Source organism: Streptomyces sp. NPDC043680 (genome assembly GCF_056436685.1).
Window position 1 is genome coordinate 37,399 of sequence record NZ_JBWKCE010000028.1, and the last position, 18,959, is coordinate 56,357.

Annotated in this window: 12 protein-coding genes and 1 pseudogene; all 13 read right to left on the bottom strand. The window is 71.0% G+C overall.

The annotated features are described in order from the left end of the window. Window positions 1–72: 72 nt before the first annotated feature. The 13 genes and pseudogenes from AC0666_RS32430 to AC0666_RS32490 all read right to left on the bottom strand — a co-directional run bounded on the left by AC0666_RS32430 (window position 73) and on the right by AC0666_RS32490 (window position 18,701). The gene (locus AC0666_RS32430; RefSeq protein ID WP_468963475.1) at window positions 73–1,767 is read right to left on the bottom strand and encodes a proline--tRNA ligase; all 1,695 of its coding nucleotides are present in this window, start codon (window positions 1,765–1,767) and stop codon (window positions 73–75) included. Window positions 1,768–1,832: 65 nt separating this feature from the next. Continuing rightward, window positions 1,833–2,405, bottom strand: coding sequence for a GNAT family N-acetyltransferase (locus AC0666_RS32435; protein WP_478708950.1), 573 nt, complete (start codon window positions 2,403–2,405; stop codon window positions 1,833–1,835). Window positions 2,406–2,454: 49 nt separating this feature from the next. Further along, window positions 2,455–3,297: a GNAT family N-acetyltransferase gene (locus AC0666_RS32440; protein ID WP_478708951.1), complete on the bottom strand. Its 843-nt coding sequence runs from the start codon at window positions 3,295–3,297 to the stop codon at window positions 2,455–2,457. Between the two features lie 139 nt (window positions 3,298–3,436). Beyond that, entirely contained in the window at window positions 3,437–4,594 is a 1,158-nt protein-coding gene (gene ispG, locus AC0666_RS32445; protein WP_361722282.1) for a flavodoxin-dependent (E)-4-hydroxy-3-methylbut-2-enyl-diphosphate synthase, read from the bottom strand. 175 nt (window positions 4,595–4,769) lie between these two features. Beyond that, window positions 4,770–6,071 (bottom strand): M50 family metallopeptidase, encoded by a 1,302-nt coding sequence (locus AC0666_RS32450; protein ID WP_478708952.1) that lies wholly within the window; start codon window positions 6,069–6,071, stop codon window positions 4,770–4,772. After that, window positions 6,068–7,321 (bottom strand): 1-deoxy-D-xylulose-5-phosphate reductoisomerase, encoded by a 1,254-nt coding sequence (gene dxr / locus AC0666_RS32455; protein ID WP_468581146.1) that lies wholly within the window; start codon window positions 7,319–7,321, stop codon window positions 6,068–6,070. Before dxr ends, AC0666_RS32450 begins: the two co-directional genes overlap by 4 nt. A gap of 20 nt (window positions 7,322–7,341) precedes the next feature. Next, the gene (locus AC0666_RS32460) at window positions 7,342–8,676 is read right to left on the bottom strand and encodes a hypothetical protein (protein ID WP_478708953.1); all 1,335 of its coding nucleotides are present in this window, start codon (window positions 8,674–8,676) and stop codon (window positions 7,342–7,344) included. A gap of 68 nt (window positions 8,677–8,744) precedes the next feature. After that, a complete protein-coding gene (locus AC0666_RS32465) occupies window positions 8,745–10,688 on the bottom strand; it encodes an acyl-CoA dehydrogenase family protein (RefSeq protein ID WP_468963471.1) in 1,944 nt (647 codons plus the stop codon). A 449-nt stretch (window positions 10,689–11,137) separates the two neighbouring features. After that, the gene (locus AC0666_RS32470) at window positions 11,138–11,323 is read right to left on the bottom strand and encodes a hypothetical protein (RefSeq protein WP_478708956.1); all 186 of its coding nucleotides are present in this window, start codon (window positions 11,321–11,323) and stop codon (window positions 11,138–11,140) included. Between the two features lie 108 nt (window positions 11,324–11,431). Then, the gene (locus tag AC0666_RS32475; protein ID WP_478708954.1) at window positions 11,432–12,004 is read right to left on the bottom strand and encodes a hypothetical protein; all 573 of its coding nucleotides are present in this window, start codon (window positions 12,002–12,004) and stop codon (window positions 11,432–11,434) included. Further along, window positions 12,001–13,851 (bottom strand): amidase domain-containing protein, encoded by a 1,851-nt coding sequence (locus AC0666_RS32480; RefSeq protein WP_478708955.1) that lies wholly within the window; start codon window positions 13,849–13,851, stop codon window positions 12,001–12,003. The genes AC0666_RS32475 and AC0666_RS32480 overlap by 4 nt, the downstream gene beginning before the upstream one ends. A 321-nt stretch (window positions 13,852–14,172) precedes the next feature. Beyond that, window positions 14,173–15,951 (bottom strand): annotated as a pseudogene (locus AC0666_RS32485) (DNRLRE domain-containing protein); the annotation flags it as partial. Window positions 15,952–17,255: 1,304 nt separating this feature from the next. Then, window positions 17,256–18,701 carry an aldehyde dehydrogenase family protein gene (locus AC0666_RS32490; protein ID WP_468963470.1) on the bottom strand — a complete coding sequence of 482 codons (1,446 nt, stop codon included), beginning with the start codon at window positions 18,699–18,701 and terminating at the stop codon, window positions 17,256–17,258. Window positions 18,702–18,959: the final 258 nt, after the last annotated feature.

Consider the following 18,959-nt stretch of genomic DNA (forward strand, 5'->3'; position numbering starts at 1 on the left):
GCACGGGGAACGGTGGAAGGGCGGCCCGCGGACGGCTCCGCGCAGCGGCAGCCGCCGCCCGGCGCCCGTGCGCTACGCCAGGCGGGCGAGGGCCTCGTCCAAGGGGAGTTCCTCGCGGGTGCCCGTGGCGCGGTGCTGGAGTTCGACCACGCCGTCCGCGGACCGGCGCCCCGCCACCAGGATCCACGGGACGCCGATCAGCTCCGCGTCCGTGAGCTTCACGCCCGGCGAGAGCCCCGCCCGGTCGTCCAGGAGGACCCGCAGGCCGGCCTTCGCCAGAGCCGTGGCCGCCGATTCCGCGAGCGCCAGCTGCACGGCCTTGCCCGCCGCCACCACGTGTACGTCCGCCGGAGCCACCTCGGCCGGCCACGCAAGTCCCCGTTCGTCCGCGGTCTGTTCGGCCAGCGCCGCCACCGCCCGCGAGACGCCGATCCCGTACGAGCCCATCGTGACCCGCACCGGCTTGCCCTCCTTGCCGAGCACGTCCAGGGCGAAGGCGTCCGCGTACTTGCGGCCGAGCTGGAAGATGTGCCCGATCTCGATGGCGCGGTCCAGCCGCAGTCCGGCGCCGCAGCGCGGGCAGGGGTCGCCCGGCTCCACGACCACCACGTCCAGGTACCGGTCGACCTCGAAGTCCCGCCCGCACACCACGTTCCGCGCGTGCGTGTCGGCCCGGTTGGCTCCCGTCACCCACGAAGTGCCGGGCGCCACACGGGGGTCGGCGAGGTAGCGGACCTTGCCGAGGCCCTGCGGGCCGACGTAGCCGCGGACCAGGTCGGGACGGTCGGTGAAGTCCTCCGCGGTCACCAACTCCACGACCGCGGGGGCGAGATGCTCGGCGAGCTTGCCGAGGTCCACCTCCCGGTCCCCCGGCACGCCCACGGCCGTGATCTCACCGTCGACCTTCACCAGGAGGTTCTTCAGCGTCGCCGACGCGGGGACGCCCAGCTGGGCCGCCAGCGTCTCGATCGTCGGGGTGTCGGGGGTGTCCACCTCCTCCAGGACGGGGTGCTCGGCGTCCACCGGGGTCAGGGCGAAGGTCACCGCCTCCGTGTTCGCCGCGTAGTCGCACGACGGGCAGTCCACGAAGGTGTCCTCCCCGGCCGCCGCCGGCGCCAGGAACTCCTCCGACGCCGAACCGCCCATCGCCCCGGACACCGCCGAGACGATCCGGTGGTCCAGCCCCAGGCGCGTGAAGATCCGCTGGTACGCGGCGCGGTGCAGGGCGTAGGACTGCTCCAGGCCCTCCTCGCTCACGTCGAAGGAGTAGGAATCCTTCATCTGGAACTCGCGTCCGCGCAGCACTCCCGACCGCGGCCGGGCCTCGTCCCGGTACTTGGTCTGGATCTGGTAGAGCATGACCGGCAGGTCCTTGTAGGAGGTGCACTGGTCCTTCACCACCAGGGTGAAGATCTCCTCGTGCGTGGGTCCGAGCAGGTAGTCGGCTCCCTTGCGGTCCTTGAGCCGGAACAGCAGGTCCCCGTACTCCGACCAGCGTCCGCTGACCTCGTACGGCTCCTTGGGCAGCAACGCCGGGAGCAGCACCTCCTGGGCGCCGATGGCGTCCATCTCCTCGCGGACGATGCGCGAGACGTTGTCCAGGACCTTCTTGCCGAGCGGCAGCCAGGTCCACACGCCCGCGGAGCTGCGCCGGACGTATCCGGCGCGGACGAGGAGCCGATGGCTGAGCGTTTCCGCGTCGGCCGGGTCCTCACGGAGGGTCTTGGCCATGAGGCGGGACATGCGCTGCACGTGTTGCGTAGACATGCCGCGAGGCTATCGGGGGCCGCCCGGGCGCCGGAAACGAATTCGCCGCCTTCGGTGGCCGGCGGTCAGGGGCGGCGCAGCGGCAGCGGGGCCCCCATGACCGCGTACGGAAGGCCGGCGCTCGGGAAGTGCACCTGGCGGGCGAGGTCCCGGTAGCCGAGGGCCCGGTAGAGGCTGCGGGCCGGGCTCTCGGTGTCGATTGCGGACAGGATCGAGCGGGGCTCCTCGGCGGTGTCGGTGATCCGGGTGATCAGGGTGCGGCCGACGCCGTGCCCCTGGAATCCGGGGTGGACGTGCAGCTCGGTGATGACGAAGGAGTCGTCGAGCCAGCCGTCGTGGCCCTCGGCCCGCAGGTACGGCTCGACGACCGAGGACCACCAGTACGCCCGGTCGTTCGGCATTCCGTACACGAACCCGGCGAGCGCCCCGTCCTCCGTGAACGCCCCGAGGGCGCGGGCTCCGCGGCAGCCCATGTGCCGCTGGACGATGTAGCGGCGGATGCCGATCTCCTCCTCGCTGAGCCCGAAGGCGACGGCCTGCACGCGCAGGGCCTCGTCCACGCGGGCGGCGAGGTCGAGGGGACCGATGCGGAGTCCGGCCGGGCGGGCGGGGTCATGGCCCTCGGAGGTAGGCAGCATGCGGGTGACCTTACTGGGCGGTCCGGGCCTGCCGGTATGCCCCCGGCGGTCAGAACAGGACGCTCATGAAGGCGCCGACCTCGCGGAAGCCGACCCTCCGGTACGCCGCCCGCGCAGCGGTGTTGAAGTCGTTCACGTACAGGCTGACCACGGGCGCGACATCGCGGAGCGCGAACTCGACGACGGCCGCCATCCCGGTCTCGGAGTGGCCCCGCCCGCGGAATTCGGGGTCCACCCAGACGCCCTGGATCTGGCACGCGTGCGCGGTCGCGGCGCCGATCTCCGCCTTGAAGACGACCTTGCCGTCCTCGACGCGGGCGAAGGAGCGGCCGGCGCCGACGAGCTCGGCGACCCGGGCCTGGTAGAGCAGGCCGCCGTCGCCCGCAAGCGGGGAGACACCGACCTCCTCGGTGAACATGGCCACGCACGCAGGCATGATCAGGTCCATCTCGTCCTTGCGGATGCGGCGGACCAGCGGGTCGGGCCGGACCTCGGCGGACTGCCGGTCGGTCACCATGAGCGGCTGGTGGGAGCGGACGTCCCGGGCCGGCCCCCAGCTGGGTTCCAGGAGCTGCCACAGCAGCCGGGTGGCCTCGGCGGGGCCCACGATGGAGGAGCAGCGGCGGCCCGTGCGCCTGGCCCGGTCGGCGAAAGCGCGGACGGCGTCGGGGCCGGCGCAGACGGGGACCAGGTTGGCGCCCGCGTAGCACAGGGAGCGCAGCTCTCCGTCGGCGTACCAGCCCCACATCTCGCCGCCCAGGCGCCAGGGGTCGAGTCCGGCGACCTGGACCCGGGAGGTGACGAAGGCGTTCTCGACCGGCTCGCGCCCGAGGATGCCGAGCGCGGCGTTCAGATCGCTGGGCTCAAGGACCCGGGTGGTGGTCTGCGTCAACACTGGGGCCTCACCATAAAGTCTGCTGATCTCCGAACTGTACCCGCCGCCACCTGAGGATGCCTGGTCCCGCAGGTCACGAAAGAGCCCCGGCCCCGCCCGCGAGCTGCGGGAACGGGCCGGGGCTCGGGGCCTGGTCTCAGACGCCGATCGCGACGGTCGGCTCGCCCGAGGGGATGCCGTCCTTCTCCATCTGCTCGGCGATCTTCATGGCCTCTTCGATGAGGGTCTCCACGATCTTCGACTCGGGGACGGTCTTGATGACCTCGCCCTTGACGAAGATCTGGCCCTTGCCGTTGCCGGAGGCGACACCGAGGTCGGCCTCGCGGGCCTCGCCGGGGCCGTTGACGACGCAGCCCATGACCGCGACGCGCAGCGGGACCTCCATGCCGGTGAGGCCCGCCGTGACCTCCTCGGCCAGCTTGTAGACGTCCACCTGGGCGCGGCCGCAGGAGGGGCAGGAGACGATCTCCAGGCGGCGCGGCTTGAGGTTCAGCGACTCCAGGATCTGGATGCCGACCTTGACCTCCTCGACCGGCGGCGCGGACAGCGAGACGCGGATGGTGTCGCCGATGCCCTCGGAGAGCAGCGCGCCGAAGGCGACGGCGGACTTGATGGTGCCCTGGAAGGCGGGGCCGGCCTCGGTGACGCCGAGGTGCAGGGGGTAGGTGCACTGCGCGGCGAGCTGGCGGTAGGCGTTGACCATGACGACCGGGTCGTTGTGCTTGACCGAGATCTTGATGTCGCTGAAGCCGTGCTCCTCGAAGAGGGAGGCCTCCCACAGCGCGGACTCGACCAGCGCCTCGGGGGTGGCCTTGCCGTACTTCTTGAGCAGCCGGGCGTCGAGCGAGCCCGCGTTGACGCCGATCCGGATCGGCGTGCCCGCGTCGGCGGCGGCCTTCGCGATCTCCTTGACCTTGTCGTCGAACTGCTTGATGTTGCCCGGGTTGACGCGGACTGCGGCGCAGCCCGCGTCGATCGCGGCGAAGACGTACTTCGGCTGGAAGTGGATGTCGGCGATGACCGGGATCTGCGACTTCTTCGCGATGACGGCGAGGGCGTCGGCGTCGTCCTGGGTCGGGCAGGCCACGCGGACGATCTCGCAGCCGGAGGCGGTCAGCTCGGCGATCTGCTGGAGCGTGGCGCCGATGTCGGAGGTACGAGTGGTGGTCATGGACTGCACCGACACGGGTGCGTCGCCACCGACGGCCACCGAACCGACCTGGATCTTGCGGCTGACCCTGCGGTCGGCAAGCTTCGTCGGCACGGCCGGCATTCCGAGAGAGATGGCAGTCATCTGCTGTGCAACCCCAAGGTGTGGATCAAGGTCCCGAGATCGGCGGGCTCCAGCCTTCGAGGTTACGCCAACCACGCGGCGGGCCGTGCACCCGAGGGGGCCCCACCACCCGAACGTAGGGAGCCGGGCACGCTTCGTGCCCGGCTCCCCGCGTCGTGGCGCACATGCGGTCGAACTAGGTGATCTTGATCGGGTTCACCACGTCGGCCACGAGGACGAGCAGGGTGAAGCAGACGAAGACGCCGGCCACCACGTACGCCGCGGGCATCAGCTTCGCGACGTCGAACGGGCCGGGGTCGGGGCGCCGGAAGACCCGGGCCACCGTGCGCCGGACCGACTCCCACAGGGCGCCCGCGATGTGCCCGCCGTCCAGCGGCAGCAGCGGCAGCATGTTGAACAGGAACAGGGACAGGTTGAAGAAGCCGACGAGCTGGAGGAAGAACACCAGCCGCTGTTCGGCCGGGATGTCCAGCGTGGCGATCTCACCGCTGATCCGGGCCGCGCCCACGATGCCGGTCGGGGAGTCGGGCTCCCGCTCGCCGCCGGCGAAGGCGGCGTTCCACAGGGCCGGGATCTTGGACGGGAGCTTGACGAGCCCCTGCACGCTGTTGTCGACGACGTCGCCCATCCGGTCCACGGACTGGCCGAAGGTGAGCGTGGCGATCTCACTCCTGGGGCTGAAGCCGAGCCAGCCCGCCGTCACGTACTGCCCCTTGACGTACCCGCCGTGGCCGTCGGTCTTGGCGACCTTGTTCTCGATCAGGTTGACCGGGAGGGTCAGGCTCTGCCCGTCGCGGACGACGGTGACGGTGGCGGGGCCGACGGTGTCGCGGATCCGCTTCTGGAGGGCGGCCCAGTCGGTCACCCGGTGTCCGTCGAAGGCCACGATCCGGTCGCCCGCCCGCAGGCCGGCGGCCTTGGCCGGGGCCACCGGGTCGCCGTCCCGGCAGACCTCCCGCTTCTCGCTCTGCTGGATGACGCACGGCGAGACCGTGCCGACTTGGGTGGTCGTCCGGTCGACGCCGAAAGTCATCCAGACGCCGAAGAAGACCGCCAGCGCCAGCACCAGGTTCATGAAGGGGCCCGCGAACATCACGATCACGCGCTTCCAGGGCTTGCGCGTGTAGAAGAGCCGCGTCTCGTCGCCGGGCTTCAGCTCCTCGTACGCCGCCGACCGCGCGTCCTCGATCATCGAGCGGAAGGGGGAGGTCGAGCGGGCGGTGACCTTGCCGTCCTCGCCGGGCGGGAACATCCCGATCATGCGGATGTAGCCGCCCATCGGGATGGCCTTGATGCCGTACTCGGTCTCACCTTTGTGCCGCGACCAGAGGGTCGGGCCGAAGCCGACCATGTACTGGGGCACGCGGATGCCGAAGAGCTTGGCCGTGGAGAGGTGGCCGAGCTCGTGCCAGGCGATGGAGACGAGCAGCCCGAATACGAAGATGAGTATTCCGAGCACCGTCATGAGTGCTGTCATGCGCGCGCCTCCACGGCGGCCCGTGCCGCCATCTCCTGGGCCCGGGCCCGAGCCCAGGCCTCTGCTTCGAGGACGTCCTGGACGGTGAGGGAGGTTCCCGCGTCCGGCGTCCCGTGCTCGTCGACCACGGCAGAGACCGTATCCATGATTGCCGTGAACGGCAGCCGACCGGCCAGGAACGCCTCCACGCACTCCTCGTTCGCCGCATTGAAGACTGCGGGGGCCGTGGAGCCGAGGGTGCCCACGTGCCGGGCCAGGCCCACCGAGGGGAAGGCCTCGGTGTCCAGCGGGAAGAACTCCCAGGTCGAGGCCTTGGTCCAGTCGAAGGCGGGGGCCGCGTCCGGGATCCGCTCGGGCCAGCCGAGGCCGATCGCGATCGGTCCGCGCATGTCCGGCGGGGTGGCCTGGGCGAGCGTGGAACCGTCCGAGAACTCCACCATCGAGTGGACGTACGACTGCGGATGGACGACGACCTCGATGCGGTCGAAGGGGATGTCGTAGAGCAGGTGCGCCTCGATCACCTCCAGCCCCTTGTTGACCAGGGTCGCCGAGTTGACGGTGATCACCGGGCCCATGGCCCACGTGGGGTGGGCGAGGGCGTCCTGCACGGTCACGTGGGCCAGTTCGGCGCGGGTGCGGCCGCGGAAGGGGCCGCCGGAGGCGGTGACCACGAGCTTGCGCACGTCGGCGCGGGTACCGGCGGCCAGGGCCTGGAAGAGGGCCGCGTGCTCGGAGTCGACCGGGATGATCTGGCCGGGCCGGGCGAGGGCCTTGACCAGCGGCCCGCCCACGATCAGCGATTCCTTGTTGGCCAGGGCCAGCGTCCGGCCCGCCCGCAGCGCGGCGAGGGTCGGCGCGAGGCCGATGGAGCCGGTGATCCCGTTGAGGACCGTGTGGCACTCGGAGGCGGCCAGCTCGGCCGCCGCGTCGGGCCCGGCCAGGATCTGCGGCAGCGGCTCGGAGGCCCCGTACTGGGCGCTCAGCGCTTCTTTCAGGGCCGGTACGACGTCCTCGCGGGCGACGGCCACGGTGTTCACCCGCAGCAGCCGCGCCTGCTCGGCCAGCAGCCCGACCCGGCCGCCGGCGGCGGACAGCGCGGTCACCCGGAAGCGGTCCGGGTGGCGCAGGGCGAGGTCGATGGCCTGGGTCCCGATGGACCCGGTGCATCCGAGGATGACGATGTCCCGTCGGCCTTCCGCGGGGTCGAAGAGGACGTGCGGATCGGCGAGGGGGGCTGGGCGGTCGCTCATGCCCCCATTGTCGCGGCAACTCAGAAGCGGTTGGACACGGAGTCCCCGTGAACGACACCGGCGAGCAGTTCGGGGAGCGTCCCGGCGAAGTCGGGCAGCGCGCGGGCGGCCCGCCACCAGGCGCCGGTGTCCGCGGCCAGGGCCGCGCCCAGGAGCCGGTCGGCTTCGGCGCGGGCCGCGAGGACCGCCTGGTGCCGGTCGTGGCGGTCGGGGTAGTCGGTGTCCCCCAGCCAGTGGTCCTCGTCCAGGGCCCAGGCGGCGGGGGCCTTGTGCCGGATCACGTCCTCGCCGGTGAGCAGGCCGCGGTCGAGGCAGGCGCGGACCCACCGGATGTCCTCGTGGAGGTCGCCCATGGCGTTGGGCACTCCGAGGCTGGCCAGGGCGAGTTCTCTGTTCAGCGGGTCGCTGGGGCACCACGGGGAGCCGGGCGCCAACGCGTCCACGGCCTCGTCGAGGCCCGGGACGGCGGCGGCCGCGGAGCCCGTCGCGCAGACCGCCGCGGCGGTTCCGTCGGCCACCGCGGACGCCAGTTCCGGCAGGGTGCCGGGGAAGCCGGGAGCGTGCCGGCGCAGCTCCGCCCACAGGCGCGGGTCGTCGCCGAGGGCCGGGCGCAGCACCCGCATCAGGGCGGAGCGCATGCCGGCCCATTCGGCCAGGTTCCAGGCGAAGCGGCCGATGGCGTGGGCCTGTCCCAGCAGCAGGGTCCGGTGGGCCGGTGCCACGGCGGCGGCGAGCTCGTCGAAGGTGAGGGTCCCGGTGCGGACGGACCGCACGGCGGGGCGGATCCAGGCGGGCCCGTACGTCTCCTGGCCGCGGGTGTCGAGCAGGGCGAGGCAGATGCTCCGCTCCAGCCCGGCCACCAGCAGCAGGGCCTCCACCGAGCCGGGCGGCAGCGGGGCGCCGGCGTGCTCGCGCAGCAGGACTTCGGGGTCAAGCTCGTGCGGGAGGGACAGCACGTCGAGCGGGATCCGCGGTCGGCGGCTGCCGTGCCGGCGCAGCAGCGCGACGAGCTCCTCGGAGGTCAGCGCCGGCCCGGGCTCCCGGCCGAGTTCGGCGTGGAGGGTGGCGAGCAGCCCGGGCGAGGGGGCGGGGCGGGCCGCGTACCGGGCGGGCCCGGGCAGGCCGGGGAGCGGGCGGCCGAGCACGTGCGGGTTGCGGGCGATGGTGCGGCGGTCCTCGTCGGTGCCGTCGCGCAGGAGCAGCGTCACGACGGGGGCCGGCAGGTACTCGTCGCGGCACAGGAACCGGCGGGTGGGCGGATCGAGCCGCCCGAGGAGGTCGGAGGTGACGGCGTCGGGTGCGTGGCGCAGCAGGAGCGCCACGCACCAGGCGAGCCGCCGGCTCTCCCTGTCCACGTTCACATGCATCCGATTCCCCGTCACCGCTCGCGTACGCCTGTCCGGCGTGCGGCGATGATCGCAGGTCAGCGGATGGGGCGGTGCACGTTTTTCTGTGTGGAGGGGCCGGGGGCGGCGTCCGCGATCCAGGGGCCGTCGCCGGACGGGTCGAGCACGCCCTCCTCCAGCCAGGCGTAGGTGCCGGACAGCACCCCGGCGACCACCTTGCGGTCGAGGTCGTCGGTGTTGGACCAGAGCCGGCCGAAGAGTTCCTCGACCCGGACCCGCGACTGCCGGCAGAAGGCGTCCGCGAGCTGGTAGGCCTCGCGGCCGTGGTCACCCGCGCCGCGCAGGTGCTCGGCGCGTACGCAGGCCGCGCTCATCGCGAAGAGTTCGGCGCCGATGTCGACGATCCGGCCGAGGAAGCCCTGTTTGGTCTCCATGCGGCCCTGCCAGCGCGCCATGGCCAGGAACATCGTGCGGGCGAGTTTCCGGGCGCTGCGCTCGACATAGCGCAGGTGGCCGGAGAGGTCGGTGTGCCCGGCGGGGTGGAAGGCGCGGTAGCTGGCGGGGAGCTGGCCGGGCCCGGTGGCCAGTTTGGGCAGCCAGCGGGCGTAGAACCCGGCGGCGCGGGCGCCGGCCCTGGCCTTGTCGCCGAGTTCCTTGTCGGGGTCGATGAGGTCGCCGGCGACCGACAGGTGGGCGTCGACGGCCTCGCGGGCGATCAGCAGGTGCATGATCTCGGTGGAGCCCTCGAAGATCCGGTTGATGCGCAGGTCGCGCAGCATCTGCTCGGCGGGGACGGCCCGCTCGCCGCGGGCGGCCAGTGACTCGGCGGTCTCGAAGCCGCGTCCGCCGCGGATCTGGACCAGTTCGTCGGCCATCCGGCAGGCCATCTCGGAGCCGTAGAGCTTGGCGAGGGCGGCCTCGATGCGGATGTCGTTGCGGTCCTCGTCGGCCATCTGGGAGGCGAGGTCCACGACCGCTTCGAGGGCGAAGGTGGTGGCGGCGATGAAGGAGATCTTGGAGCCGACCGCCTCGTGCCGGGCGACGGGCCGGCCCCACTGCTCGCGTACGGCGGACCACTCGCGGGCGATCCTCAGGCACCATTTGCCCGCCCCGACGCACATGGCGGGCAGGGACAGCCGGCCGGTGTTGAGGGTGGTCAGGGCGATCTTGAGCCCGGCGCCTTCGGCGCCGATCCGCTGGGCGGCGGGCACGCGGACCCGGTGGAAGCGCGTGACGCCGTTCTCCAGGCCGCGCAGGCCCATGAAGGCGTTGCGGTGCTCGACGGTGATCCCGGGTGAGTCGGCCTCGACGACGAAGGCGGTGATCCCGCCGCGGTGGTTCTCCGTCTTGGGGACCCGCGCCATCACCACCAGCAGGTCCGCCACGACGCCGTTGGTGGTCCACAGCTTCACGCCGTCGAGGATGTACGCGTCGTCGCCGTCCGGTACGGCGGTGGTCGCCAGCCGGGCCGGGTCGGAGCCCACGTCCGGCTCGGTGAGCAGGAAGGCGCTGATGGCCGTGGTGGCGCAGCGCGGCAGGTAGGTGTCCTTCTGCTCCTGCGTGCCGAACATCTTCAGCGGCTGGGGGACCCCGATCGACTGGTGTGCCGAGAGCAGGGCGCCGATGGCCGGGCTGACGGAGCCGACGAGGGCCAGCGCCTTGTTGTAGTACACCTGGGTCAGGCCGAGACCGCCGTACTTGGGGTCGATCTTCATGCCGAGGGCGCCGAGCTCCTTGAGCGCGCGCACGGTCTCGTCGGGGATCCGCGCCTCGCGTTCGATCCGCGCGGGGAGGCCTGCGGCGAGCTCGCGCTCGCAGAAGTCCCGCAGCCGGGCCAGGAAGGCCTCGCCGCGCCGGACGTCCTCGTCGGCGGGCATCGGGTGCGGGTGGATCAGGTCGAGCCGGAAGTGCCCGAGGAACAGTTCCTTGGCGAAGCTGGGCTTGCGCCAGTCCTGTTCCCGGGCCGCTTCCGCGACCTGCCGTGCCTCGCGCTCGGTCACCTTGGGCTGTGTTGCGGACATGAGGGGACTCACCTCGCCAGCCGGAGTCGTCGGACCGGCCCTACCGGCCGGTGCTACCTGTGAGTCGTACCCTGCTGGGCCCTCCGGGAAAAGCCGGGGCGGTCCGAGTGAGGGAAAACGGCCCCGACCGGACACCTACCTCCGGGCGAGTGAGCCGAAGGGCGCGGCGCAAGGACGCCTGGAGAAAACGCGAGGAACGAGCGATTTCGAGGACGTACGCCCTCCTGGAGCCGGCAACAGCACCCCGGAGGCGAACCTAGCCGCAAAAGAAAAGGGGACGGCCGGAGCCCCCGCACAGTTGGGAACACCCGCCGAAATCGAACTCAGAGGGCCGGGCGGCTGGACCGCCAGGCCTGGTCACACCCCATCGGTCCGGAGAGGGCGGAGCGAGAGGCACGGGCCGCAGGCCAACGGGGACGGCCGGGAGCGCGTTCACAGCCCGCCGCCGATCATGGCGAGGGCGGCGGCCAGGATGCCGGCTCCTTGAAGACCTTGGTACGTAGCCGGACGGTGGCGAAGGTCGACTCGATCGGGTGCGTGGCCCGCAGGCGGATCCAGTGCTCGGCGGGCAAGCCGAAGAACGCCTGCAGTTCCTCCACGTCGTCCGCGAGCCGTTTGAGGGTCTGTCCAGTCAACCGGTGAACTGGGGCTGGTGTGGCTGCGGTCTGGACGACGCGAAGGGCGTTGTCCACGTGGTTCCCCACGTGGACAACGCCCTTCGGTGTTCTCGCGACCGCGTCAGCTCACCGCACGGTCTTCGAGCCGAGATCGCCCGGCGTCTTCGGCACCCACGGGCGCACGGCGACGGCTTCCCCGGGATCCGGCTCGGCCATGGTCACCTTCCAGGCGTCCTTGCCATCCGCGTTCGTGGCCAGGACCTGGATCTGCTTGATCTGGCCGGTGTCGTGGAAGTAGAGCACGACCTCCTGCCGGACGGAGCCCTCGTCGTAGAACTCCGCGGTGACCTTCCCAGCGGCGCCCTTCCCGAACGCCTTGATCCAGTTCTCGGCGGTCTTCTCGGGCACGCCCTTGTCGGCGGCGTCCCCCTTCCCGTCCGCCAGGCCCGCCAAGACGTCGGCCTTCCCGTCCGCGATCCGCCACACCACCTGTTGGGTGATCCCCAGCGATCCCGTGGTCGGGTAGCCGACCACCGCCAACGGCTGGTGGTTGGCGTAGTCGGTGGCGTAGCGCGCGTCCCCGGCGTCATGGGCGCCCCCGGCCGAGCAGGCGCTCAGCGTGCTGAGGGCGACGGCGGCGGCGACGGTGACGGCAAGAGCGGGAAGAACGGCCACGCGTCGGGCCGGGCGGGACTTCATCGGGACCTCGGCCGCAGGGCGCCGACCTCCACGATCGGGTTGTTGCCCGAGTTGTTCCTCGCCATGATCGCCGGCAGCGTGCTGTGAGCTTCATACCCGTGCTGGGCGATCAGGACGACCCCTCGACTGATGCCCGTCACGACTGCCGCATGGTTGTACGCATTGTCCTTCTTCCATCGGAAGAACAGGATGTCACCCGGCTGGAGGTTGTAGCTACGGTTGACGTAGCCCGGTTGACGGTAATCGAACAGATGCGTGAACAGGTTCTGGGCGCCGGACCAGGTGTTGCTGTTCTTCTTCCAGGAGGTGGGGGGATTCTTCCACCAGGCGCTGTTGCTCCACCAGAATCCGGAGCGCATCTTCATGCCGCCACCGTAATAGAGGGCCTTGGACACGAAGTTCGTACAGTCGTTGCTGCCGTACTCCCGCGGTACCCAGGTGTTGTTGAAGGCCCAGTTGCCAGTGCCCGAGCCGTTGACGTAAGAGGCGGTGACGGCACCGGCCGCGGAGGTCTGCCTCGTGGGGAAGCCGTCCGCGCCGAGCTCAATGGAGTCCGTGAAACCGGTGGGCACGCCGGCGGTGTCGGCAGGCGTGGCCACCACCTGGGATCCCGCCGCGGCGGTGGAGGAGAGGGTCTGCCCGGCCTCGCTGTCGTCGGCCTCGCTCGTCAGCTTCACCGAGCCGCCGGCCAGGCTGAACACGAAGCGCTTGAAACCGCGGTCCTCGGAAACCTGGTCGACGCCGTCGACCCGCAGGGTCGCCGTCTGGATGACCGAAGTCCGCACCACTACCTGGTCGGCCGCACTGTTGACGATCACGGTGTCCGTCAGGGCCGAGGAAATGCCGACGTAGGAATGCCCCTGCGTCGCCAGGGCTTCCCGGCCTCCCACGATGGCGGCTTCCTGCACACCGAGGACCTCGCGGAAGATCCCGCCGTAAGGGGATTCGGCTGCGGCATCCGCGGTGGTGAGGCTCACCCCCGTGGTGACCTTGTTCCGGGCGCTCAGGTACGCCTGGACGTAGTCCTTGTAGGAGGCGCTTCCCCCGGACACCGCGGTGCCCCGGACCAGTGCGGACCGCGACACGGGGCCGCTGCCGACACCGTTCTTCGCCGTCACCGCGACCCGGTAGGAGAGCGAGTTGTCCAGCCCGGAGAAGACGGCACGACGCTCCGTGCCCTCCCAGGTCCCGACCACGGTGCCGTCGCTCTTCTCAGCCTTCGCCACGTAGCTGATGTCACCGGTCGCACCCCCGTCGAGGGGAGCGTTCCAGGTGGCGAGGAGTCCCGTGTCGCCGGCCGTGGACACCACGTCGGTGACCGCTCCCGGGGCGGTCGGCGGCAGGTACTCGATCGTCAGCCGCGGGCGCAGGGCGGGGTCCGCCGCCGCATCCGAGTAGTAGGCCGCCCCGGCCGCACCGGCGGGAACGGTCAGGGCCATGCCCTCGTTCGCGCGGTCGGTCCAGGACTGCACCAGCATGCCGAAGTCGACCTCGGCCAGCGGGGTGCCGGAGGCGTAACTCTCGCTGCCGGCGGCCGTGAGCAGGTCCTTGCCGCTTTGGGCGGGGGACCAGGAGGCGGACAGCTCGTACACGTCCGGCTTCTGCACCTCGCATTGCGTGGTGCAGTCGGCCCTGGTCAGGGCCAGCTTGGCGGAGGTGACCCGGGCTCCCTTCGGCAGGGCGCCGAGGTCCGCCTTCAGGTGGGTGGCCCACACGTGCCCGTCGGCCGGACCGACCCAGAGCCGGCCGCCCGGTACGGTGGCGCAGTCGGCCGCGTTGCAGTCGGTGGCGGCCGATACGCCTGCCAGCGCCGAGCCGGTGACGCCCAGGGACTGCGTCGCCGGCATGGTGGGCAGCGGCTGGAGGCGGACCGTCAGGCTCTGCTCGGCCGACCACGGCGAGCAGCCGACGCCGTCGCAGGTCCGGACGGACCAGCGGTAGCTCGCGCCGTCCGTCAGCTTGCCCTCCGGAATCTCCAGGGCCGCTCGGCTGCCGCTCTCCACCCAGACGGGCGGCAGGGGCAGGCCGGGAACCGGGTTGCCGGCCGAGTCCTTGAACAAGAACTCGGCGCTCACGCGGGTCTGTGCCGGGGTCGTGACGATCGCGGACAGGATGGGTGTCAGGGTCTGCTGGGCACCGGCTTGGAGGTCCTGCGGGGCGTCGGGCAGCGGGCTGACGGTGAAGGTGGTCCAGTTGGACCAGGGGGACCAGCTGGCGCTGTAGTGCGTTCCGTCGTAGGGCGAGGTACGGAACCGGTACATGTGCCCGTACTGGAGCACGCCCGCCGGCACAACCACGGAGGCAGGGGTGCCCTGGGGCACGAACGGCGACACCAGGGTGTTCCCGACCTGGGTGTTCGTGGCCGCGTCGAAGATCTGGAAGGTGCCGTTGACCAGGTCACCGTCCTTGTCCGCGAACGTGTCGCGCAAGGTCGGCGTCGTCGTGTCGACACGCCAGGCCGGCGTCTTGTCCTGTACGAACGGAGGACCGGCCTCCTGCTTCGTACCGGTCTGCGGCCGGTAGTTGTAGTTCACGGTCAGCTTGGGCGGATTGGCCGTGGCGTTCGCCGAGTTGACGCGCTTCCACTGCCCAGTCACCGACTCCGACGAGGCACGCAGACCCATGCTGGACAGGGGCGCCTTCGCGGACGCCCAGGTCTGCACGAGGGTGGTCACGTCGGCATTGATCCAGCCGTCTGGTGCCGAGGCGCAGCCGGGATTGCCACGGGTCTCGGTGGAGGTGGCGTACTTGGTGTTCATGACCGGTTGGTTCGTCCAGCGCGACGCGGTGGTCGCGGCGGCGGCGCCCCAGACCTCCCACGGCTGCGCGACGCAGTCGGTGTTGCCCGAGTGGAAGTTCCACAGGCTCAGGCTCGCGCTGGAGACCAGCGAGTCCGCGATGGGCGCGGTGTTCCAGGTGATGAACGAACGCGCGGTACGGAAGGTGCCGTCCGCGTTCTTCGTACCCGGGTTGCCGAAGTCCAGCTCGGTGTCGTTCGACCAGTCGACCGTCTCACCCTGCTGGACGTAGGTGTCGAAGACACTGCCCAGCGAGGACGTCGAGGGGTCGACGGTCACGGGGTACTTCGTGGCCGGGTCGGCGAGGAACTTTGCGTCGGGCGTCACGACCAGCTCGACCGTGCCATTGCCCTGCACGACCTTCATGGCCGCGGGCACCTTGCGGGTGTGCTCCCCGGAGACCGGGTCCACGGTGGAGTCCCACATCATCGGCGTCGGCATGACCGCCGCCCGGTGGCTCTTGCGGTCGGTGAACTGCACACTGCCGTCGGCCTGCTGCTCCACCTTCAGGCCCTTGGCGGTCAACGGCAGGGTGTACGAGTAGTTGCCCGCGGCCGGACGCTGCTTCAGTTCGACAAACTGCTCGAAGCCGGCGCGGGTCGCCTCGATGACGACGTCGCCGCCAGGCACGGCGTTGGTGTACTCGGCGCGGGCACCGTCGAGCTTGGGGGCCGGCAGGGCGCCCTTCCACTGGAGGGTGATCTGATGGTCGCCGTCGCCCAAGGTGACGAGTTCGGTGCTGATGTAGTTCACCGCGGGCGCAGCGACGGGGGCGGCTTGGGCCATGCGAGGCCTGGTGCCCGCGCCCAGCTTCAAGCCCTGCGGGTGGGCTTTGGACGCCACGGAACCGTCCGTACCGCGGCCCAGGGTCACATCGACGTTGCGCCAGCCGCGCGCCTGCTGGTCGTAGAAACGGACCGGCCCGGCGGCCACTTCGGTGGTGAGAGTGCCGTTCGGGTTCACCCACGTCGTAGCGGTCTCGGAACGCTCCGAGACCGCCTCGACGCGGTGGCCCGCGGTGCGCGCGGCCACACGGGCTCGCGCGATGTCGACTTCTTCGGTCACCCCGCCGGACTCGGCGGCGGAGACCCGTGCCGGAGCCGCAGCCGCAACTGCTGTGTTCGAGCCCTGGAGCAGGGTGGCGGTCACGATGAGTGCCGCCGCGCCCGCTATCCAGTGCGAGGTCCCCCAGGACCCTCTTCCACGACGTCGAGCCGTGGACAAGCGAGTAGCCATACTTCCTCAGTCTTGCGGTGAGTATCGAGCGATCTCGACACGAAAGCTGCAACGTAGCGCTCTGACCAGGCAGTTCAAACTCTCAATCGGACAAGGGGGACACAACTCGCGCCGTAGTGACGCACTTCACCTCACATGCGTTCAAGGCTGCAGAGAAGGGCGAGCGTTGACAGGTCAGCACGTTGCTTGACCTGCTGGAACGAGGCGCCGGTGAACAGGATGGAAGCCAGGCTGCGACCGGTTGCGGGTGGGCGGTGCGGCCGCCGGGCGGCCTCCGCAGCCTGCGCGGGATTGAGGGGCTCGGGTGCGGGACGGTGTCTCCAGGGGCTGGCTCACGCGCCGGGACACCCCGGGCTTCTGGGACCGAGTCGCCGACATGTGCGGCCTCTTCCTCGACCCGGCCGATGGCGCGGTGGTGCTGTCCAACGACGAGAAGACCGCGATCGCGGCCCGTTCCCGTCGCCATCCCGGCCAGCCGCCTGGAGTGCCGGTGCGGCAGGAGTTCGAAACCGCCGACACGGCACCCTCCACGACCTCGTCCGGTACACGCTGCCGTGGCTGCTGGAGCGCGCGAACGTGATTCACCAGTGCCGGTCGGCCAACGTCGAAGACTTGCGGCAGCACGCGGCAGCGCTGCCACCGGTCCGCGGCGTCCGGCTGACCAGTCAGTGACACGCGACGTCGGTCGATGTGGAGCGCGGTGCCCGCCTCGATCAGCACGACGCAGTCGTTCAACGCGTCGTCGCCCTGGGCCATCGGGTCGGGGACGTCGCGGTCGGGGAGGTAGAGGCCGAGTTTGCGTGCGTTCCCGTCACCGCAGATCGCGGGCGTACGTCCGCACGGGCGAGGCAGCCGAGTTGGACCCATCCGAAGATCGCACCGGGGCCGTACGGACCACGTTGCTGTTGACCGCCGCGTACTCGGCGGCTTCCGGCGGCGACCGGTCGACGGCGCTTGCGCTGCTCGACGAGGCGGAGGAAGACACCGAGCGCCTGCCGGAGGTCCAGCGCCTCTTCACCGTGGAGGCGACCCGAGCCCCAGGTCGATGCCTACCGCATCCGCGTCCGCCATGGCCGGGAGAGTGACCGCCGTGTTCCCGTGACTCCATCGGAGCCAGCCAAGATCCGGCCATTTCCCCAGGCCAGAGGGGGTGTAAAGAAAGACGGCCGGAGCCCCCGCACAGTAGGCTCCGGCCGTCGGCTTCTGGGCCGTACGAATCAGATGTCGAGGCCGGTCAGGACCAGGACCCGCTCGTACGTGTAGTCGTCCATCGCGTAGCGGACGCCTTCGCGGCCCACGCCGGACTGCTTGACGCCGCCGTACGGCATCTGGTCGGCGCGGTAGGACGGCGCGTCGCCGACGATCACACCGCCGACCTCGAGCTCGCGGTGCGCGCGGAACGCGGTCTGGATGTTGCGGGTGAAGACGCCGGTCTGCAGGCCGAACTTCGAGTCGTTGACGGCGGCGAAGGCCTCGTCGGTGTTCTCGACCTTCTGCAGCGTCAGGACCGGCCCGAAGACCTCCTCGCGGGCGAGGGTGGTGTCGGCGGGCAGTTCGGCGATGACGGTGGGCTCGTAGGAGGCACCGTCGCGCTTGCCGCCGGTGAGCAGCTTGGCGCCGGCGGAGACGGCTTCGTCGACCCAGGACTCGACGCGCTTGGCGGCGTCCTCGGAGACGAGGGGGCCGACGTCGGTGGCGTCGTCGCCCGGGTCGCCGGTGACCTGGACCTGGACCTTGGCGACGACCTTTTCGACGAGGCGGTCGTAGACGGAGGCGTCGGCGATGACGCGCTGCACGGAGATGCAGGACTGGCCGGCCTGGTAGTTCGAGAAGGTCGCGATACGGGTCGCGGCCCAGTCGAGGTCGGCTTCGGAGGTCCAGTCGTCGAGGACGACGGCGGCGGCGTTGCCGCCGAGTTCCAGGGTGCAGTGCTTGTGGGGCACGGACTGCTGGATGGCGTAGCCGACCTTGTCGGAGCCGGTGAAGGAGATGACGGGCAGGCGCTCGTCCTTGACCAGGGCCGGCATCTTGTCGTTGGCGACGGGCAGGACCGACCAGGAGCCGGCCGGGAGGTCGGTCTCGGCGAGCAGCTCGCCGAGGATGAGCCCGGAGAGCGGGGTGGCCGGGGCCGGCTTGAGGATGATCGGCGCGCCGACGGCGATGGCGGGGGCCACCTTGTGGGCGCACAGGTTCAGCGGGAAGTTGAACGGCGCGATGCCGAGGACCGGGCCCTTGACGAAGCGGCGGGTCAGGGCGAGACGGCCGACGCCGCCGGCGTCGGTGTCGAGGCGCTGGGCCTCTCCGCCGTTGAAGCGGCGGGCCTCTTCGGCGGCGAAGCGGAACACGGACACGGCACGGCCGACCTCACCGCGGGCCCACTTGATGGGCTTGCCGTTCTCGGCCGAGATCAGCTGGGCGATCTCCTCCGTGCGCTCGGTGAGCCGCTTGGACACGTGGTCCAGGGCGGCGGCGCGCACGTGGGCGGGGGTCGCGGAGAATTCCGCCGTCACGGCGTGCGCCGCGGCCACGGCCTCTTCGACCTGGGCGTCGGTGGGCACGCTGACGGTGCCGACGAGCCGGTTGTCCCACGGGGAGTGGACGTCGAAGCTGGCATCGCCGGTGGCCTGGCGGCCGGCGAGCCAGAAGGCGTGGGTGGAAGTCATGCGAATCCCGGCCCTTCGGATGTGTGCGGGTCCTTGTCTCCTCCACCGTAGGACTCCGGCGCGGTTTCGTTGTTTGTCCGGGGTGGAGTACCCGAGGTTCCGGCCGCGCCGCTTTGTCACTGTCGTGGGCGCGTACCCGTTGTGGCGTCAGGACGGCCGGGCTCCGGCTAGTGCTGTGGCCGGGAAGGTTTGCCGGGTCGCGTTGTCCGGTGCGGTGCATCGCAAGGCGGAGGCCCGCGGCTCGTACTGGACGTACTT